The organism is Actinomadura flavalba DSM 45200, from assembly GCF_000374305.1.
In the GTDB taxonomy this organism is placed as follows: Bacteria; Actinomycetota; Actinomycetes; order Streptosporangiales; family Streptosporangiaceae; genus Spirillospora; species Spirillospora flavalba.
Genome location: NZ_KB894093.1, coordinates 825,522 through 843,829, shown reverse-complemented (window position 1 = coordinate 843,829; position 18,308 = coordinate 825,522). Strand labels below are relative to the sequence as shown.

The following is an 18,308-nucleotide window of genomic DNA, read 5'->3' as shown; positions in this document are numbered from 1 at the left end:
CGGGGGCCGCGTGTCTTGTCACCAAGGTGACTAATCGGGCGGATGTGACGTGCGTAACTGACAAGAGCGTCAGCGCGGGCGTGGCTACGCTGAGGCACCCGTCGTCCGTGTAAGGGGTGTGCATGTCGATCGCGCCGGTGTCCAAGTCCGAAGTCGAGCTGTTCCGCGAGCTCGAACCGGTCGTGGAGAAGGAGGTCGACCGCCATGTGGCGACGGCCGAGGAGTGGTTCCCGCACGAGTACGTCCCCTACAGCGACGGGCGCACCTACGCCGGCGTGCTCGGCGGCGAGGGCTGGGAGCCCGGCGACTCCAAGGTGACGCCCGAGTCGCGCGAGGCGCTGCTGGTCAACCTGCTCACCGAGGACAACCTGCCCGGCTACCACTTCGCGCTGCGCAGCGTCTTCGGCCAGGAGGGCGCCTACGGCTACTGGACGAACCGGTGGACGGCCGAGGAGGACCGGCACGGCATCGTCATCCGCGACTACCTGACGGTCACCCGCGCCATCGACCCGGTCGCGCTGGAACGCGCCAGGATGGCGCACCTCCAGGTCGGCTACGCGATGCCGTACGGGGCCGACCTGCTGCGCGGCGCGACCTACGTCGCGTTCCAGGAGCTGGCGACCCGCGTCTCGCACCGCAACACCGGCAAGGCGTCCGGCGACCCGCTCTGCGAGCGGATGATGGCGCGCGTCGCCAAGGACGAGAACCTGCACATGATCTTCTACCGGAACTTCATCGGCGCGGCCTTCGAGGCCGACCCGAGCCAGACGCTCCGGGCCGTCAAGGACGTCGTGACGACGTTCGAGATGCCGGGCAACACGATCGACGGCTTCCTGCGCAAGTCCGTCGCCATCGCGAACGCGGGCATCTACGACCTGCGCCTGCACCACGACGAGGTCGTCCAGCCCATCCTGCGCAAGTGGGGCGTGTTCGAGCTGACCGGCCTGGACGCCGAGGCCGAGCAGGCCCGCGACGAGCTGGCCGCGTTCCTGGACGGCCTCGACCAGGCCGCCACCCGCTTCGAGGACCGGCGCGCCGAGCGTCAGGCCCGGCGGGAGGCCCGCCGCGGCTGATCGTCCGGGAGGCGGAGGACCAACGACCTAGATCCACTTCGGGCCGCCGCCCGATGTGCTCCCACCAGGTGTCTTCCTAGCGTTTGCGGTGTTCGCACCTGACGTTCGACGCACCCGGTAGGAGTTCCCCGTGTCCACGCCCGCCCAGCGTTCCCGCCGTCCCGGCTGGAGCCTCGCGCTGCTGGCCCTCGGCCACCTGATCATCAGTCTCGACTTCACGATCATCTTCGTGGCGCTGCCCGACATCGCGGCCGACGTCGGTTTCTCCGCGCACGCCCTGCAATGGGTGGTGAGCGCGTACGCCGTCCTGTACGGCGGGTTCCTGCTGCTCGGCGGGCGGTTGTCGGACCTGCTCGGACGGCGCCGGATGTTCGTGACCGGCATGGTCCTGTACGGGGTGGCGTCCCTGGCGGGCGGCCTGGCCGGATCGCCGGAGGTGCTGCTGGCGGCGCGCGTCGTCCAGGGCCTCGGCGGCGCCGTCCTGTTCCCGGCCGTGCTGTCGCTGGTGAACACCACGTTCGCCGAGGGCGCCGAGCGCAACCGCGCGCTGACGGTGTGGGCGATGGCGGGCGCGGGCGGGCTCACCGCCGGTTCGCTGGCGGGCGGCGTGCTCACCCAGGCGTTCGGGTGGGAGGCGGTGTTCTTCGTCAACGTCCCGCTCACGCTCGTCGGTCTCGTCGCCGCGTTCGCGCTGCTGCCCGCCGACGGGCCGGTCGTGCGGGGACGCGTCGACCTGCCCGGCACGCTCACCGGCACCGCCGGGGTCACGCTGCTGATCTTCGCGGTGGCGCACGGCTCGGAGGTCGGCTGGTCGGCGGCCGAGGTGGTCGTCGCGGCGGTGCTCGCGCCGGTGCTGCTCGCCGTGTTCCTGCTCGTCCAGGCGCGCAGCCGTACCCCGCTGATGCCGCTGCGGCTGTTCCGCAACCGGGCGCTGAGCGCGGCGGTCGTCGTCATCCTCGTGTTCGGCCTGACGATGCAGGCCGTCCCGTTCTTCCTCACGCTGTACTTCCAGAACGTGCTCGGGTTCACCGCGCTCCAGACGGGGCTGGCGTTCCTCGGCCCGACGCTGTCGATCACCGTGGGCAACTTCGTCAGCGAGCGGCTCGTGCACCGCTTCGGCACCCGCGCCACGCTGATCACCGGAATCGTGCTCAACGCGCTCGGCGGCGCGCTCCTGGCGCCCGGCCTGGTCGCGGACGGGTCCTACCTGACGGTCCTCGCGGGCATCGTCGTCGTCGGGCTCGGCATGGGCGTCACCTACGAGAGCATGTGGATCGCCGCCGGGACCGGCGTGCCGCAGGAGGAGCAGGGACTGGCGTCGGGCGTGTCCTCGACCGCGCTCCAGGTCGGCGTCGGGGCGGGACTCGCCGTCCTGGTCGGCATCGCCAACGCGAACCTGGACGGGCTGTCCGGCGCGGCGCTGCGCGCCGCCACCGCCGACGGGATGCAGGCCGCCACCTGGACGCTCGCCGCCGGCGCCCTGCTGGCCCTGCCCGCCGCCGCGCTGCTGCCGCGCCACCGCGAGCCCGCGCCCGAACCGCACGACGAGCCGGTTCCCGTGGCCTGACCGCACGCACGCACCGGCCGGACGGCACACCGTCCGGCCGGTCACCGGCGGTTCACGAGAACTTCACACGGCCCGCCGCGCCGGCCCGCGGGGGCGTCGGCGCAGGTGGGCGGGCTCGCGGGGACGGGGGAACGGCGAGGTTCGACCAGGCGTCGCGTGCCGCGTAGGCAAACGTCAACATTTGCGGCTTATGGCGTGGATGTCAGGGTCGCACTGCCGTCGTCCCCGTCCCCCAGGGACTCCCGCATCCCGGCCGGGCGTCGGCAGAAGGGCCCCCGATGCGACGCCTGCTCGCGGTCTCCTCGACGTCCCTCGCGCTCGGCGCGGTGCTCGTCACGACCGCCGCCACGCCCGCCGCCGCGACCCCGCCCAACATCCCGTCCGCCGCCACCGCCAAGTCCCGGCTCGCGACGCTCACCGTCCGCGCCGAGGGCAGTTCGTCCGGCTACAGCCGCGACCTGTTCCCGCACTGGATCACCGTCTCGGGGACGTGCAACACCCGCGAGACCGTCCTGAAGCGCGACGGCACGGGCGTCACGACCGACGCGAACTGCGCCGCCACGTCGGGAAGCTGGTACTCGCCCTACGACGGCCGCACCTGGACCAGCGCCGCCGCCGTCGACATCGACCACATGGTCCCGCTCGCCGAAGCCTGGCGGTCCGGCGCGAACACCTGGACGACCGACCGCCGCCGCGCCTACGCCAACGACCTCGGCGGCCCCGAACTCTGGGCCGTCACCGACACCCTCAACCAGGCCAAGGGCGACAAGGACCCCGCCAAGTGGCAGCCGCCGAGCGCCGGGTTCCGCTGCACCTACGCCCGCGCGTGGGTGCAGGTGAAGTACTACTACGCCCTCGCGGTCGACACCGCCGAGAAGAACGCCCTCACCACGATGCTCAACTCCTGCTGACGGCACGGGGCCGGACGGGCGCGCCCGTCCGGCCCCGCGCGGGTCAGCCCTCCACGATGTGCGGCGAGGAGTACCGCCAGACGTGCATCCAGTAGTCGGTGATCAGGTTCTCGACGGGGGAGCCCTCCAGCAGGAAGCCGAACTCGGTGAGGCTGTGCGGGTACAGGTTGTCCGAGCCGACGTAGCAGACCTCCTCGTCGGCCATGAACAGCTTCGCGTGGTTGCCGGGCGCGGGCTGGTGGTTGGCGAGCGTGGGCGTCTTCGCACCCGGGACGAACCGGCCGATGACGCTCGTCGCCGGAGCCTCCGGCCACACGTAGTCCTTGCCCTCCGCCGTGAACTCCACGTCGGTGAAGCAGAACGGCGCGACGGCGAGCCGCCGCAGCGCGTCGTCCACGGACTTCTCCAGGCCGTGCGACGACGCGTGCGCCCTGATGAACTTCTTCAGCAGGGCGTGCGTGCCGGACGCCCCGAACCCCCACGAGTACTGCGCGCCGTGCGTGGCCGCGCCGATCGGCGACACGACGATCTCCACCTTCAGCGCCGGGGTGGCGAACAGCGCCCGCGCGATCTCCTGGCAGATCTCGTGCGCGTCCTCCCCGACGAAGCCGGTGAAGGCCAGGTCCTGCTGGCAGATGCGCAGCCGCCGCCGCGCGCCCCGGATGACGGCGACGCGCGCCGCGCCGCCCGCGTCGCCCTTGAGCAGCCCGCCCCGGCCGAGGGTGAGGATGCGGCCGTGCCGCCACTCGGCGTCCAGGAGGCGCTCGTATCCGTCGGTCGGAATGGGAAGCTGCACCAGGCAGACCGCGTCGCGCTCCTTGCCGGCGGGCAGCGCGACCGCCGCCTTGCCGGGGTTGATCCGGTACGCGGTGATCCACTTGCCGCCGGTCCGCCACGCGTAGTCGGCGAACCGCTGCGCGTCCCCGGCGGCCTTGCCGAGCACGTGCACCGACAGGTCGTGCACCGGGGGATAGGTGCCGTAGGACTCGGCCCAGAGGTTGTGACCCCCGACCAGCGCCGTCTCACTGTCCGCCGCGACGATCTTGGCGTGGTTCCAGGACGTCTCCAGCACGCTGTAGAGCTGCCCGACGACGATGGTGATCCGGTCCATCGGCAGCCTGGCGGACGCGCAGAACGCGCTCAGCTCCTTGGTGAACGCGTTCACCTCGTCCAGAACCGGGATGTACCCGAACAGGAACCGCACCAGCACCGGCCCGCCGCCGCTCCGCGCGCCGCGCTCGGCGATGCTCAGCAGGCCGTTCTTGACGGCCTCCAGCAGCGCCCCGGTCGGCGGGTTCAGCGACACGACGTCCACCAGCCGCCGCGCCCGTCCGACGATCTCCAGGACCGTCGCGGCCAGGTCGTCCATGGCCGTGCTCGCGCAGGCCGTGGCGCTGCTCTTGGTCATGGGCTTGCCCCACATGCGCGGGGTGTCGATCACGCGGACCGCGTTGCCGTCGCTGACCGCGTGCAGCGCCGGATCGAGCCCCGCCTCGGTGAGCTGCCGCTCCAGCCGATCAATGATCTTCGTCGCGGCCCCGCCGACCGGAGAATGCTGCATCCCGCTGCCCTTCGTTTTCGGTCCAGGCGGCGGGGGACTTCCGAACCGTAGCGCTCCGGCACCGCCCCGGTCCCTGGCGTGACCGGCACAGCACCGTCACCTCCGAACCGGCGCCCCGGAGGGTCCGCCGACGGGTATTGGTGCAGGACGTTCTCAGGGGTCCGTCGGGCCGGATGAATCGCAGATTCGCTTTATGGCGCGCGACGCCCCCGGATACGGAAACGGCATCCCGATTCGCCTGGTGAGAGATTGATGGAGAATTCGCTTGCCGCATGGACACATACGTCTGTGCTGCCTTGTTCGAATTCCGCGCGCCTCCTAGTGTGGCGATAGAGAAATCTTCGCAGACCTCGGGACGTCGCCGAGGCGTTCACGGAAAGGACGAATCATGTCAGTTGAGTTCTCTTCCGAAGGAAGCGCGAGTTCCGTCCGGGCGCTGGAGCCGACGCAGGACGGGCGGCCGGTCTTCGAGGCGACGCACGACGGCCCGGGCACCTTCGCGGGACGGGACGTCACCCACGTCTCGACCTACGTGTCCGAGGGACAGGCGACGGGTTCCTTCCTGGGCAACGGCCACGTGCTCATCACGACCACCGACGGCGGCGCCACCGCCGTCATGACCGGCCACGGCGCGGCGGTGCGAGGGCAGGGGGCGACCGTGTTGGAGTGGAGCGCGTTCCTCGTCTGCCGGACCCGGTCGGCCGAGTTCGGCGAGTGGGACGGCCGGATCTTCCAGGGCAGCTTCACCATGCACGACGACGGCAGGGTGGTCCAGAAGCTCCGGCTCTGGCCCTGACGGCCGCGTCAGCGCGGCGAACCGTCCCAGCCAAGATCCGCCTCGGCCATGCGGTCCAGCGCCTCGTCCAGGAGTGCGCCGGGCAGGCCGAAGAACAGACGCACGTACGCGGTCGCCGGGACGCGCGGATCGTCGCTCGCCCGGCCTGCCGGAGGCGGCGCGGTCATGCTTCCCCGTCCCAGCAGTACGCCCGCCCGGTCCAGGCACCGTTCGCGGAATCCGTCCGCGCTCCCCGCGGCGTCCAGGTGCTGAGGCGGCACCCGGAAACGAAGGTAGGAAGTGCATTCTCCGGCGTGGTAGGCGCTCGCGGGGAAACGGAGATCGGCCGCGAGGCGCGCGATCACGTGCCGCCGCGCCTGCGCGTTGCGGTGACGCATGTCGCGCAGATACTGCTCACATCCGCGATCGTGCAGCCAGGCGGCCATGGCCGCCTGAAGCGGAAGGCCCGCGCCGAAGGAATGGTGGTGGCGGAGATCCGCCAATGCCGCCAGTGTTCGCGGGTGGGCGGTGACGGCACCGATGCCCCAGCCATTGCATCGGAACTGCTTGCCGAGCGTACGGGCGGCCAGCCAGGAGAAATCACTGCCGCGCCGGTGCCCGGCCGCCTCGTCGAGCAGGATGCCCAGGGTGTTCGTGGGGCGCACCCCGGGGTCGTGCACGGCGTAGTAGGCGTCGTCGACGAGAAGCGCGGCCCCGTGGTCCAGAGCCGCGCGGACGAGAGCGCGGACGATGTCGGGCTCCCAGTTGGCGGCCGTGGGATTGTGCTGGGCGTTGAGCACCAGCATGAGGGGAATGCCGGGCTCGGCGCGGCTCAGCGCCGTGACGATCTGCTCGACGCGAGGCTGGTAACCGGCGCCGGGGTCGAGGTCGTAGAACCGGACCCGGTAGCCGAGCGGCGCATAGATTCCGGCGTAGTCCCACCCCGGCGCCGGGGCCAGCACCGTGCCCGCGTACCGGCCCCGCGCGCCGTCCGGCGCCAGGAGGCGGCCGAAGTCGAACATGGCGGCGCGGGTGCCGCTCTGGCTGACGGCGACGTCGTAGTCGGCTCCCGGCGCCGGGTGCGAGGGCAGCCCGTGGGTGTCGGCGATGTAGTCGCGCAGGACACGTCGCAGGGCCGGTGACCCGTAGGGCGAGAGCGTGTAGCCGTGGCTGGCGTGCGGCAGGCCCCGGGCCAGCGCCGCGACGAGCCCCGGCGCCGTCCCGGTCCAGGACTCGCCCAGGCTCAGGTAGATCAGGCGGCGGGGATCGCCGCCCCGGCGGCGGTATCGGTCGATGAGGCGGGCGTCGTCGAGCGGATTGGGCAGCCCGCCGCTGTCGAGGACGTCCTCAAGTGCCTGCATGGGACTCCGATCGGGGGTCACGCGGAGGACGGAGCGCCCGCGCCGCCGTCCTCCCACCGCCGCAGGAGGACGGCGAGGTCCCGGCCGGGCAGCACGATGCCGAACTCGTCCAGTGTTCGCGGCAGGTCGGCCGGGCCGATCCGCGTCCGGTCCACGCCCCCGGCGTGGACGCGGGTCAGCGTCCGGCCGCGCAGCGTCAGACGGGTGGTGGGGGTGAGGCGCTGGAGGTACAGCTCCCGGCGCAGCATGGAGCGCGGGTGCGTGCTGAGGTAGTGGTGGGCGACCGTGAAGTCGATCGGGGGACGCGGTTCCAGGCTGAGGAGGTACATCCGCTCCCACCGGCCGTGCCGGTCGATCTCCACGCCGTACTGGTGATCGCGGCAGGGGACGACGCGAAAGGCCCGGTCCCCCTGGCGCAGCACGTCGCCGGGACGCAGGGGGACGGGGTCGAGGAAGCCCTCCTCGCCGAAGCCGACGTCGCACAGCCAGTCGCGGTCACCGGACGTGACGCGCAGGGCCATGTGGGTGCGGGGGCGTGCGCCGTGGCCGCCGAGCATCACCCGGGCGGCCAGGCGCCGCACGTGGTAACCCAGGCGTTCGAGCACGCTGCCGAACAGCAGATTGTGCTCGTGGCAGCACCCTCCCCGGGATCGGCGGCACATCTTGTCGACGATCTCCGGAACGGCCAGTCCGGCGGTCCGGTGCAGGACCATGTCGATGTTGTCGAAGGGCAGGGCCGTGGCGTGGGCACGGTGTAAGGACGCCAGCACGTCGGGACCCGGGTCTCGGCTGGAGACGATCGCGGGCGCGTCGGCCCCGACGCGGGCGAGGTAGGCCCCCAGGTCGAGCCGGTCGGTGCCCCAGGCGGGGGACGCGGGCGGTGGCGAGGTCGGCACGGGTCACTCCCCGGAGTCGTCGTTCCGGTGGTTCGGTGGGGGAAGCGCCACCGGTCCCTCCGCCGCCGAACCCCGCCAGGCGCGCGCGCATCCGGCCGCCAGGGCCAGCAGGGACCGGTCGGTGTACGGCGGCGAGTCCAGGAGCAGGCCCACCGGCAACCCGTCGCGGGTCGAACCGGCGGGCAGGCTGATCGAGGGCCAGCCCAGGACCGCGGCGAGGGCGGTGTTGCGGATGTAGGCGAGGAAGACGGACATCGGGCCGCCGGGCAGACGCACCCGGGCACCGGTGGGGGCCGGGACGGCGGGCAGGATCGTGCTGGGCGACAGATAGCCGCAGGCCCGATGCTCGCGCAGCAGGGCGCGCGCCGTGGCGTCGATGACGTGCCCGGCCTTCAGCGCCCGCCGGTACTCACCGGGGGAGACGACCGGGCCCGCGAGCAGCGGCGTGAGGATGTCGGCCACGTCGCGGCCGGCGATCCGCCGGACCAGTTCCTCGGTGCTCACGTACGGATCGGAGCGGGCGAGGTAGAAGTCCAGCTCGGCCCACGTCTCGCGGAGCGGGACCGGCAGTGCGACGTCCCGCAGCAGGTCCGGGACCGGCAGGGGCAGGTCGACGTCGATGAGGACGGCACCGGCCCTGCGCAGCGCCTCCAGCGCCGGAGCGACCGCGGCGGCGACCTCCGGGGCGATACCGGCCCACGCGGCACGGGCCAGCAGCAGCCGGGGCCGCTCGCCGTCCCGGTCGTACCCACCGGACGGTAGCCGGGGCGGGACGTCCGAACGGCACGCCAGGAGCGCGTCCAGGAACGCGACGTCCTCCACGGACCGGGCCATGATCCCCGCCGTGTCCCGGCTGCGGCAGACGCGCAGGATGCCGGAGGAGGGGTAGCGGCCGGTCGTCGGCCGCATCCCGACCAGCCCGCACAGCGCCGCCGGAATGCGGACGGAACCCCCGGTGTCGGTGCCCAGCCCGGCGGGTGCGAGCCCGGCCGCGACCGCGGCCGCCGTGCCCGCACTGCTGCCGCCGCAGATGTGCCCCCCGGCGGCCGGGTTCTCCACCGCGCCGAAGGCCGCGTTCTCGCCGGTGACGCCGTAGGCGAGTTCGTCCATGCCGGTCTTGCCCAGGGCGGTCGCGCCCGCCCGGGCCAGGCGCGTCCAGACCTCGGCGGACCGGTCGCGCCCGTTCCGGCGCAGCGCCGTCGTCCCACCGGTGGTGGGGAGGGCGGCGACGTCGATGTTGTCCTTGACCGCCAGCGGAACGCCCAGCAGCGGCCGGGCCGGTTCCGGCCCGGCCCGGTCCGCGGCGTGCGCCGCCGCCAGGACTTGATCAGCGTGCTGCGTGACGAAGGCGTTGAGACGCTCACCGTCGGTACAGCGATCGAGCAGGGCGCGAGCGTACTCGTCCGCGCCCACCCGGCCGTCGCTCAACCGCCGCGCGGTCTCCAGCAGCGACCAGGTGTGCGGGGCCGGACTCATCTCAGTCACCTCCGCCGGCCGCCGAGGACGCCAGCAGGTCCGGGTGGTAGTGGGACAGATAAGGCAGCAACGCCTCCAGGGCGTCCGCATAAGCCGCGACGAACGCGTCGACGTCGCCGTCGTCCATCGGCAGGCTCAGGCAGAGCAGCCCGTGCCGCGCGGTGAGGAACCCCTGGTTGAGCAGGTGCAGGTGCAGCAGCGCGCGCAGCCGGTCCCGCCCCTCGCGCCGGGCGGCGCTGTCGGCGGCGTTGCGCGGGACGCCCGCGCCGAAGTGGAAGTAGCTCAGCGACCCGGCCCCCACCGCGTGCCCGAGGACGCCCCGCTCCGCCGCGACGTCGTCGAGACGGGCGCGCAACCGCTCGCCCATGGCGTTGAGCCGGTCGATGTCGTCGGAACCGAAGTGGTCGAGCGCGGCGTTCCCCGCCGCCAGCGACAGGTTGTTCGCCCCGAAGGCGCTCGCGTGGTAGACGGGGTCGCCGCCCGCCGGGTCGAAGACGGCCATGACGTCGGCCCGGCCACCGAAGACCCCGATCGGCAGGCCGCCGCCGATGATCTTGCTCAGGGTGGTCAGGTCGGGTCGGAGCCCCTCCCGGACCTGCCAGGGGCCGACGCGGAACGTCGCGCACTCGTCCAGTACGAGCAGCACGCCCTCGTGCCGGGTGACCTCGCGGAGGCCGTGCAGGTAGGCGGGATCGGCCGGCACCCCGCCGCCCACGCCGAGCATCGGCTCCACCAGGACCGCCGCGACCCTGCCCCGATGCCAGCGCAGCGCCCGCCGGGCGGCCGCCAGGTCGTTGAACGGCACCGCGACCACGCACGTCAGGACCGCGCGCGGGACGCCGTGCGCCAGCCGCGCCTCGGGCAGGCCCGGCACCGACTGGGCGAAACCCGGGCCCGCCGTGATGAAGGCGCTGACGTGACCCCAGTCGTGCGTCCCGTGGTAGCCGCCGTCGATCTTGATGATCACGTCTCGTCCGGTGAAGGCCCGCGCGGTGCGGATGGCCCACATCGTCGCCTCGGTGCCGGAGTTGCAGTACCGGACGCGCTCCAGCGCGGGCATCCGGGCGCACAGCCGCTCGGCATGCCGGATCTGCAACGTGCTGGGCCCGCCCGGTGCGGTGCCCCGGCCGACCTGGTCCCGCACCGCCGCCACCAGCGCCGGATGGTTGTGCCCGTGCACGAGCGCGCCGTAGTTGGACAGCACGTCGAGGTACCAGTTGCCGTCCACGTCCCGGACCCGGGCGCCCTCCCCGCGGTCGAAGTAGAGCGGGTACGGGCTGTACGTGACCATGGTGCGCGTGTCACCCCCGGGCAGGACCCGGGACGCGTCGGCGAAGGCGGCCCGCGACGCGGGGCTCCGCCCGGCGTAGCGGTCCGCGATGCCGCGCGCTACTCGATCGGCCTCGGACACGGGAATCGCTTCCTTCGGTCGGACGGCGGTCGGCTACGGACCGCCCGTGCGGTCCACAGGGGTCGGGCCCTGGTCCTCGCCGGGGGACCACAGGCGCGTGCGTGTTCGCCAGAGCTCGGGAAAGAAGCGCTGCTCGGCCGCGTGGCGCAGCCAGTCCACTCCGTCGGTTCCGCCGGTGCCCGGCTTGCCGCCGATCATTCGTTCCACCGTCAGGAGGTGCCAGGCCCGCCAACGGTGAAAGGCCGAAGCGACATCGGTGAGCGCCTCCGCCAGGCGGAACAGGTCGTCGGCCGGACCGAACGCGCGGTAGACGCGCGCCCACGCCTCGGGCAGGGCATCCTCGCCGGGTACGACCGCGACTCCGCGCCGTTCCAGGAGATGAATTGCCTCGTCGTAGACGCTGCTCTGGTGCAGCGAACGGTAGACCTGCTCGCTCACGCCGGGGACGCCGCCATGCCGCCGGGCCATCTCCTCGGACTTGTGGCCCAGGATGAACTCGACCATCCGGTACATGTAGGAGTCGATCCCGGAATCGTGTCCGAGATGGCCGCGGAAGGCGTTGTACTCCATCGGGGAGATCGCGTTCAGCACGTCCCATACGGCCGTCAGGAGATCCAGCGCCCGGGCCAGCCGGCGCAGTTCCCACGTCGCCTGATCGGCGCGGTCCTCGACCAGGGCGACCCGGGCCGCCAGCGCCTGCTCGTACACCATCTTGAAGAGCAGTTCCATGACCTGGCCGGCCAGGTAGAAGGTCATCTCCGCGGGATGGTCGGTGCGGGGATTCTGGAGGGACAGCAAGACGTCGATGCTCTGGTAATCGATGTAGGGACTTGTCTTCGACTTCCGGTCGCGAGCCTTGTCGTATAACTCGCGGAAACGCTCGTCGACGTGCTTCGACCCGTCCTTGTAATGGTCGCCGAAGCGTTCGTCGTACACCTGGAAGGTCGCCCTGTTGGAGTGCAGGAACAGGATGTCGTGCATCGCCATCGCGCGGACGGCGAAGAGCGGCACGGGCGACTGCGCGACCCGGAACCGGGGATCACCCGTAGCCGGTTCCGGGCAGCGCGGATGGAACTGCCCGATCATGAGGCCCCGGCGTACCACTTCGCCCTTCACCCGCCGGTGCGCCTCGTCCAGGAGGGGAAAGCGGTGTTCGGGCAGACCCCCGACCACCGTGACCAGAGTGGACAGGCCCTCCTTGCCGGCGGGCCGGTCGAGCGCGGCGAACCGCTCCGTCTGGCGACGCATCACCGCGCACAGTTCGGCGAGCCCGTCCCCGTCCTCCAGACGGGCCAGCTCGATGACCACCGTCCCGGCGGCGATGGCCGGTTCGACGAACGGGCAGACCGCGTTGCCACGCCCCAGCGCCTCATGCTCCTGAGTCAGGTAGCCCTCGAACCAGGAGAAGATCGCAGATCTTTCCGCAGCGGTGGGACTTTCGATCTTCATGCCTCGGCACTCGCAATTATGGATCGGCGTTCCGGAGCGGTTAGACGTACCCGTGCCCAGCGCCGACAAACGAATGGATCACGGATGATTTCGAGGGACTAAAATGACCGATGGGCCCCGCGGGTCCTCTGTTGAAATACCAACCGGAAGTCGCGACAAAAACGATCTAAGCCGATCCCGTAGATCAAGGATTTTCCCTCACCGAACGGCGATCAATCAACCGAATCCGCGTCCGCGCCGCGGACCGCGCTCAAGAGCGGCGCGGAGACGGCCTGTCCGGGACGCCGCCGGGGAGTGAGCCAGATGAGCCGATGTGGTAGGAAGACGATTGCTCCGGCCGACCTCGGTGCCGTCGGGGCTGCGACCGGGTGCCCACCTCCCCGGAGAATCATGCGCCTTCGCGTTCTCGCCCTGCTCACGCCACTGGCCCTCGTCCCCGCGTGCGGCGGCGGTCCCGGCGCGGCCCCCGTGCCCGCACCGAGCCCGCCGGTACCGTCGGAATCCTCGCCCCCCGCCGGAACCCGACTCGGCCACTACGAGAACATCGCACTGTCCAGGAGCATGACCCTCCGTCTGGACGATGATCCGGCCACCAAGCGCACGGCGGACGGCGACCTCTACTTCGAGAAGAACCTGATAGCCCACCGGATCACCCCGCTCCCCGCCCGGGCACGCGGCACCTTCGAGACCTGCCGAACACGGACGACCAACGCGAGATCTCTGAAATACAAGAAGCCGACGTCAAGCCACCTGGCGTGCGTCATCACCGAGCACGGCCTGGTCGGACTACTCAAGATCACCAAATGGGAGCTAGGCGAGTGGCCCGACCAGGGCCTCATCCACTTCGACCTGACGGTCTGGCAAGGCTGACCGAACGACCGAGACACCACACCACACCTCCAACGACGCCACTCGCCCACCCCCTTGCCGCCAACGCCGATGCTGGCATCAAGAAACCCGCGGCACGCGTCTCCGGTCGGTGCAATAGCTTCATACCGAACGTACGTGTATTCATGGCGGACGGATCGCGCCGAAAAATGGAATCCGTCCAAATTGGCGATTCGGTCATCGCGACTGATGCCGGAACTCGGAAGACGGCACCGAAGCGCGTAACCGGTATCCTCCCAGGGCCTGGCAATGGGTTTTCGCCATCCCCAACATGGTCTTCGATATGCTCAACCAGTACCCAAGATCGCTGGCGGGAGGCTGATGAGCGCCGACGAAGGGGCAAAAATCACCAGGAAGGAGAGTGCCTTGCTTGGCACTCTCGTCGAGGGAACAGTTCTCGCCGTATTTAGGTGGGGAGTGATCGTGGACCTGAACCTCTCGCATGTCGGTCTAATCGATGCCCTCTACGTTGACGACGGCGACGTTTACGAGGTGGGGGGATTGGTCACTGCCTATCTGACGCACTTCGATGAACACATGGAGAAGTTCTGGCTCCGCCCGCCCGGGCAGACTCCGGTCTCTGAGCGGCTGAGAGAGAAGGGCTTCTAACACCGGAATTCGAGGAATGAATGCGGACCCTTACGGCGAGCTGTCGCCGCAGGAGCTGAGAGCCCTCGAAGCGGCCTGGCGTACGCCTGTGTTGTCGTCGGCATCGACATGTACCAAAGGGGTGGAGATTAGGTGCCTTTCATGCATTCGACCGATTCCGATTTTCGGATAGCTTCAGTTGGGTTTGAAGAGCTTATCGCTATCCAGGCGGAGGCCGAGCAGCGTGGATTCGCCACTCGATGGACCTCCGAAGAGGCACTTCGCGGGCAGGTTAAAGAAGGGGCTGTCATCCTTCAATCCCTGTTGCGAGAAGAGAGGGGAGGCGTCGTGCGTAGCTATCGATGCCTTGTCCTGTTCTCATCGGTCGCCAAAGCGGGTTCTGGGTGTATCACCACGATAGACATCGAACCAGTCCGCTATAGATCGCTTGAGCGCCTTGATGGTGATGTGAAGACTAGGGCAATACTTATCCGGATCTTCTCTATGGCGCTAGGGAGCATATCGAACGTATCGAAGGCGTAGAACCGGACCCAGCCAGAGGTGGAACGACCCAGTGGTCGAGACGGGACGGTCCTGTGGACGTTGGGGCGATGTCCCGCGCTACCCGTGACCTGGTCTTCTTCAAGTTGGCGAGTCGCAGCGCCGTTTGGGTCGTCGGCACGGTGTGCCGGGTGAGGAGTTCGGAATAGCGTGTGGGCGGGCCCGATCCGCGCTCGCGAGCGAACACTGCCACATACGGAACTCGTCGGGCGTCAGGCGTATCCGGCGAAATTTGTGTTTGTGCTGGTCGGGTGGGTGGGTCGCGTGGGACTCGAACCCACAACCTACGGATTAAAAGTCCGGAGCTCTGCCAATTGAGCTAGCGACCCTGGGGGACGGGTCCGCGGGTGGCGGGGTCCCCTGGCCCTGGGGGCCGATACCGAGTCTAGAGGGGTGGTCGGCGTGCTCGCATCTTGTAAAGACGGGGGTGGGGTGGGTGGGTCATAGTGGGGGCATGAGCGGTCGTGTTGAGGGTGTCGTGGTGGGGGACGGGCGGTTCGGGTTGCATGTGCGCGTGCCGGAGGGGGCACGGGGGCCCGGAATCCTGCTCGTGCACGAGATCTACGGAGTGGGGGAGTACGTCCTGGACGTGGCGGACGCGCTCGCCCGCGACGGGTACGTCGTCGGGGTGCCCGAGCTGTTCTGGCGGGTCGCGCCCGGGTGGGTCGGGGAGCACACCGAGGAGGGGACGGCCGAGGGGATGCGGGTCGCCGGACGGTTCGACCCGGCCGCCGGGCTCGATGATCTCGTCGCGTCCCTGAACGTGCTGCGCGGGCTGCCCGAGGTGTCCGGCGGTGTCGGGACGATCGGGTTCTGCTTCGGCGGGACGCTCGCGTTCCTGCTCGCCGCCCGCGAGCCGCTCGACGCCGCCATCTCGTTCTACGGGTCGGGGGTGCGGGCGAACATCGGGCGGATCGCGTCCGTGCGGGGCCCGTTGCAGTTCCACTTCGGCGGCGACGACCCCTACATCCCGCGCGACCAGGTCCGCGAGGTCGAGAACGCCGTCGCCGGTCATCCCGGCGCCGAGATCCACGTGCAGGAGGACGGCGGGCACGCCTTCCACAACCACCGCTCGGAGATGTTCCACCAGCCCGAACCCGCCGCCCGTGCCTGGGCCCTCACCGAAGCCTTCCTGAACAAGCACCTGCCGGTCGGCTAGTCAGGACGCCAGGGCCGCGAGTTCGCGGCGGGACGAGATGCCGAGCTTGGGATACGCCTTGTACAGGTGGTATTCGACGGTGCGGGGGCTGAGGAAGAGCTGGGCGGCGATCTCGCGGCTGCTCGCGCCCGCCGCCGCGAGCCGGACGACCTGGCGTTCCTGCGGCGTGAGCCGGTCGAGCAGGTCGGTGTCCGGCCCGGCGACGGCACCCGGTTCGCCCGTCGCGCGCAGTTCGTCCCGCGCGCGGTCCGCCCAGGGCACGGCGTGCAGGCCCTCGAACAGGGTCAGCGCCGTGCGCAGGGGCGTGCGGGAGTCGGCGCGACGGCGGTGGCGGCGCAGCCATTCGCCGTAGAGCAGGGCGGTCCGGGCGTGCTCGAACGGCCGGGACGCCCGCTCGTGCAGGGCGAGCGCGCGCACGAACGGTTCCTCCTCGTCGGTCAGCGACGCCGCGCAGCGCGCCGCGACGGCCTGCGCCCACGGCTGGCCGGTCGCCGTCGCCCAGCGGTGGAGGCGGGCGGCGGCGGGGCGCGCCTCGACGGGACGGCCCAGCCGGACGGCGGCCTCGACGAGGTCCGCGAGGGCGAGGACGGCGCCGGGCGAGTGCCGCCGGGGCCCGGCGACGAGGTCGGCGAGCAGCCGCAGCGTCTCGTCGGGCCGCCCGAGGCCGAGCGCCAGCAGGGCGCGCGGGCCGGGAGGCACGTCGTCCAGGGCCGCCAGGCGGTCGGCGTCGCCTTCGATGGCGGCGACGCGGCCGAGCGTTCCGGCGAGCCGCCGGTCCCGCCGGGGCAGGCCGGTGTCGCGGGCGAGCGTGGCGGACTCCTGCGCGGCCTCGATGACGTCGGCGTGCCGGCCGACGGCGAGCAGCGCCCGCGCGTGGGCGCGCAGCGCGCCGGGCAGGGCGCCGATGAGGCCGCGCGCCCGGTGCTGGGCCACTTCGTCGGCGGTGAGGTCGAGGGCGGCCTCGTCCGCGCCGATCATGAGGGCGGCGTGCACGGCCTGGTAGCGCCCGTCGGACGTGGGCGCGGCGTCGCGTCCGGCGGCGGCGAGGACGGCGAGCGGCGGGGCGGCGTCCTCGTACTCGCCCGCGATGAGGTGCGCGACGCCCCGGACGAGCGGGTCGTCGCCGCCGCGCGCCGCCGCCGCGACGACGTCGGGTTCGCCCGCCGTCCACCCGTAGAGGGCGGCGTCGCGCAGCAGCCGGGGCCGGTCGGCGTCGGCGGCGTGGGCGGCGTGGGCGACGAGGCGGCGCGCGGCGGCGGCCGTGTCGCCGCGCTCGTGTTCGAGGCGGGCGCGGATCGCGGCGAGCCGGGCCAGGTCGGCGGGGTCGCGGGTCAGGTGCTCGGCGCGGGCGATGAGGTCGGCGGCCTCGTCGGGGTCGCCGACCGACGCGCGCAGCGCGGCGGCGCGGGTGAGGCGGCGGGCCCGGACGGCGGCGTCGGGGGTCAGCTCGGCGGCCTGGCGGAGCAGGGCTCCGGCGGTGCCGTGCCCGCCGCGCGCCTGGGCGGAGTCGGCGGCGGCGGTGAGCCGCGCGGCGACCGGTTCGTCCGGTTCGAGGGTGGCCGCGGCATGGTGCCGCAACTGGCAACTGGCGTCGTCGGCGGTGGTGTACAGGGCGTGGTGGGCGGTGACGCGGTCGGCGGCGGACGCGTGCTGGTACGCGGCGGCGCGGATCAGCGGGTGCCGGAACGTCAGCGTGGTGCCCGCGACGGTCACGAGCCCGGCGCGTTCGGCGGGGCCGAGGTCGGCCAGGCCCACGCCGAGCGCGGTGGCGGCGGCGAGCAGAGTCGGCGTGTGCCCGCGTCCCTCGGCGGCGGCCAGCAGCAGCATCCACCGGGTGCGTTCGGGCAGCTCCTCGATGCGGTCGCCGTAGCCCGCCAGGACGCGGTCGGGGACGGTCAGCGGCACCGGCCGCTCGGGCAGCGCCCGCCCGGCGGCGCCGAACTCGACGAGCGCGAGCGGGTTGCCCGCCGCGGCGCGCAGCACGTGCGGGCGGCGGGCGTGCGGGAGGCCGCGTCCGGCCAGGAGCCGGTCGGCGTCGGCGTCGTCCAGCCGCCGGACGGCCGCCTCGGGCAGGCCGGTGCGGACGAACCCGTCGTCGCGGGCGGCGACGAGCAGGACGACGCCCTCGGCGTCCAGCCGCCGGGCGGCGAACAGCAGCGTCTCGGCGGTGGCCGGGTCGAGCCAGTGCGCGTCGTCCACGAGGCACAGCAGGGGCTCGTCGGCGGCCAGTTCGGCGAGCAGGGTCAGCAGGGCGAGGCCGACGGCGAACCGCTCGGGGGCGTCGCCGGGGGTGAGGCCGAGCGCGCCCCGCAGCGCGGCGGCCTGCGCGGGGGGCAGCCCGGCGACGCGTTCGCGGACGGGCCACAGGAGCTGGTGCAGTCCGGCGAACGTGATCCGCGCCTCGGCCTCGACGCCGACGGCGCGCAGCACCCGCATGCCGGGGCGCGGCGCGGCGTCCAGCAGCGCGGACTTGCCGATGCCGGCCTCGCCGCGCAGCACGAGCGCGCCGCTGCGGCGGTGGTCGCAGGCGTCGCCGACGAGCGTGGCGATGCGGCGCAGTTCTTCGTCCCGCCCGTAGAGCATGGCTTCAATCTACGGGCACGATTCCCGAAGCCTTACGGATTCGCCGGGT

General features: G+C 71.8%; 14 protein-coding genes and 1 tRNA gene. 7 read left to right on the top strand and 8 right to left on the bottom strand.

Annotated features, from left to right (window positions below):
* Positions 1-122: 122 nt before the first annotated feature.
* The 3 genes from C229_RS0103750 (at position 123) to C229_RS0103740 (ending at position 3,551) form a co-directional block, all read left to right on the top strand.
* Complete coding sequence (locus C229_RS0103750; protein WP_018653739.1) at positions 123-1,073, top strand: acyl-ACP desaturase; 951 nt, start codon at positions 123-125, stop codon at positions 1,071-1,073.
* Between the two features lie 130 nt (positions 1,074-1,203).
* A complete protein-coding gene (locus tag C229_RS0103745) occupies positions 1,204-2,640 on the top strand; it encodes an MFS transporter (RefSeq protein WP_018653738.1) in 1,437 nt (478 codons plus the stop codon).
* Between the two features lie 278 nt (positions 2,641-2,918).
* Positions 2,919-3,551, top strand: coding sequence for an HNH endonuclease family protein (locus C229_RS0103740; protein WP_018653737.1), 633 nt, complete (start codon positions 2,919-2,921; stop codon positions 3,549-3,551).
* Positions 3,552-3,594: 43 nt separating this feature from the next.
* Here C229_RS0103740 and C229_RS0103735 read toward each other — a convergent pair whose 3' ends face one another.
* Positions 3,595-5,112 (bottom strand): phospholipase D-like domain-containing protein, encoded by a 1,518-nt coding sequence (locus C229_RS0103735; protein WP_018653736.1) that lies wholly within the window; start codon positions 5,110-5,112, stop codon positions 3,595-3,597.
* A 388-nt stretch (positions 5,113-5,500) separates the two neighbouring features.
* On the opposite strand from C229_RS0103735, the gene C229_RS0103730 reads away from it, so the two are divergent.
* On the top strand, positions 5,501-5,908 hold the full coding sequence (locus tag C229_RS0103730; RefSeq protein WP_018653735.1) for a hypothetical protein: 408 nt from the start codon (positions 5,501-5,503) through the stop codon (positions 5,906-5,908).
* Between the two features lie 8 nt (positions 5,909-5,916).
* On the opposite strand, the gene C229_RS0103725 is transcribed toward C229_RS0103730, so the two are convergent.
* Genes C229_RS0103725 through C229_RS0103705 form a run of 5 tightly spaced genes read right to left on the bottom strand, consistent with a single transcriptional unit; the run spans position 5,917 to position 12,480 of the window.
* Positions 5,917-7,248: an aminotransferase class I/II-fold pyridoxal phosphate-dependent enzyme gene (locus C229_RS0103725; RefSeq protein ID WP_018653734.1), complete on the bottom strand. Its 1,332-nt coding sequence runs from the start codon at positions 7,246-7,248 to the stop codon at positions 5,917-5,919.
* A 17-nt stretch (positions 7,249-7,265) separates the two neighbouring features.
* Positions 7,266-8,144, bottom strand: a complete 879-nt coding sequence (locus tag C229_RS29285; RefSeq protein ID WP_018653733.1) for an arylamine N-acetyltransferase family protein — start codon at positions 8,142-8,144, stop codon at positions 7,266-7,268.
* 3 nt (positions 8,145-8,147) lie between these two features.
* Positions 8,148-9,620, bottom strand: a complete 1,473-nt coding sequence (locus C229_RS29280) for an amidase family protein (RefSeq protein ID WP_018653732.1) — start codon at positions 9,618-9,620, stop codon at positions 8,148-8,150.
* Between the two features lies 1 nt (position 9,621).
* The gene (locus tag C229_RS0103710; RefSeq protein WP_018653731.1) at positions 9,622-11,031 is read right to left on the bottom strand and encodes an aspartate aminotransferase family protein; all 1,410 of its coding nucleotides are present in this window, start codon (positions 11,029-11,031) and stop codon (positions 9,622-9,624) included.
* Positions 11,032-11,064: 33 nt separating this feature from the next.
* Positions 11,065-12,480, bottom strand: coding sequence for a tryptophan 2,3-dioxygenase (locus tag C229_RS0103705; protein WP_018653730.1), 1,416 nt, complete (start codon positions 12,478-12,480; stop codon positions 11,065-11,067).
* Between the two features lie 561 nt (positions 12,481-13,041).
* Here C229_RS0103705 and C229_RS0103700 point away from each other — a divergent pair.
* Both C229_RS0103700 and C229_RS0103695 read left to right on the top strand, forming a co-directional pair.
* Positions 13,042-13,350 (top strand): hypothetical protein, encoded by a 309-nt coding sequence (locus C229_RS0103700; protein WP_018653729.1) that lies wholly within the window; start codon positions 13,042-13,044, stop codon positions 13,348-13,350.
* A gap of 339 nt (positions 13,351-13,689) precedes the next feature.
* A complete protein-coding gene (locus C229_RS0103695; RefSeq protein WP_018653728.1) occupies positions 13,690-13,977 on the top strand; it encodes a S1 domain-containing protein in 288 nt (95 codons plus the stop codon).
* Positions 13,978-14,773: 796 nt separating this feature from the next.
* Here the strand turns inward: C229_RS0103695 and C229_RS0103690 are convergent.
* Positions 14,774-14,846: transfer RNA gene (locus C229_RS0103690), tRNA-Lys, on the bottom strand.
* Between the two features lie 125 nt (positions 14,847-14,971).
* Here C229_RS0103690 and C229_RS0103685 point away from each other — a divergent pair.
* Positions 14,972-15,676, top strand: a complete 705-nt coding sequence (locus C229_RS0103685; protein WP_026313416.1) for a dienelactone hydrolase family protein — start codon at positions 14,972-14,974, stop codon at positions 15,674-15,676.
* Here C229_RS0103685 and C229_RS0103680 read toward each other — a convergent pair whose 3' ends face one another.
* Positions 15,677-18,259, bottom strand: a complete 2,583-nt coding sequence (locus C229_RS0103680) for an AAA family ATPase (protein ID WP_018653726.1) — start codon at positions 18,257-18,259, stop codon at positions 15,677-15,679. It lies immediately after the preceding gene.
* Positions 18,260-18,308 lie beyond the last annotated feature (49 nt).